Here is a 1,000-nt window from a genome sequence, read left to right on the forward strand (position 1 = left end):
GAGCGGATTTGTGCCAGGGATCGCATGCGCACGAGGTTGTATGCCGCCAGGTTCAACACGAACATCTGGTCCACCTTCTTCAAGCCACGCACCATCACCTGGCGCATGCGCCCCACGGTCTTGGCCCGTAAGCGGCTCGTGCCGGCCGTTATAGACGGTGGCTGAGGGCGACATCAAAGTGATGCCCATCATTTCCAATCTGATGGGCACCACTTTGACAGAGTCTGCGGAGAAGAAGCCGGGTTCCCGAACGGGGCGCCCGAACTACCCCCGGGAGCTGCGTGAGCGACTGGCAGCAGCAGCTTGCGAGCCGGGCGTATCAGTCGCGAAGCTGGCGCGGGAGAACGGCATCAACGCGAACATGCTGTTCACCTGGCGGCGGCGATATCTGGCCGATCAGCAAGCTCGATCTGCCGGGCTCATTCCGGTCGTATTGCTCAACGACACGCCGACGGAGGTCATTGCATCAGCTCCGGTAGAAGCGCCCGCGCAGGGCTCGAAGCCTGTATCACCGGTCGGCACGATCGAGATCCGGATCGGTCGTGCGGTGGTTAAAGTGGACGGCCTGGTTGATGCCGATATGCTGCGGATCGTGCTGGGTAGTCTGCGCTCATGATCTCCCTACCGGCAGGCACGCGCATCTGGATCGCTGCTGGCGTCACCGATATGCGATGTTATGCGGTGTTACTCGTTATGCGTATTCGAAGCGAATTCCTGTCGCCCAAGCCGCGGAGATTGCTGTTTGCCGTGCTTGATTACTTTGCATAACGGGAGTCTCCTGAGGATACCGCCAGGCAGGCGGTCGAAGGAGGTTTGGCTATGGCTACCCCGAACAGTTCTTACGCGGCACAAATGCACGCACTGACTCCAGGTGTGCGTATTTCGGGGAAGTTGAACGCCCGTTTCGGTGAAGTCGAACAGGCCAGGAGGGAGGTGCTGCGTAGTGCTTAGATTGTACTGCGAGTGTTCGAGATCAGGCTACTTTTTGATCAGGCGCGTT

Annotated in this window: 1 protein-coding gene and 1 pseudogene; one reads left to right on the forward strand and one right to left on the reverse strand. The window is 59.4% G+C overall.

Translation table 11 applies throughout. The features are described from left to right. Positions 1 to 125, reverse strand: a pseudogene (locus AB4Y42_RS44035) (IS5/IS1182 family transposase); the annotation flags it as partial. A 56-nt stretch (positions 126 to 181) separates the two neighbouring features. Between AB4Y42_RS44035 and AB4Y42_RS44040 the strand changes: the two are divergent. Further along, positions 182 to 616, forward strand: coding sequence for a transposase (locus AB4Y42_RS44040; protein WP_368697868.1), 435 nt, complete (start codon positions 182 to 184; stop codon positions 614 to 616). Positions 617 to 1,000 lie beyond the last annotated feature (384 nt).

It is taken from the genome of Paraburkholderia sp. EG286B (assembly GCF_040965655.1).
Lineage (GTDB): Bacteria > Pseudomonadota > Gammaproteobacteria > Burkholderiales > Burkholderiaceae > Paraburkholderia.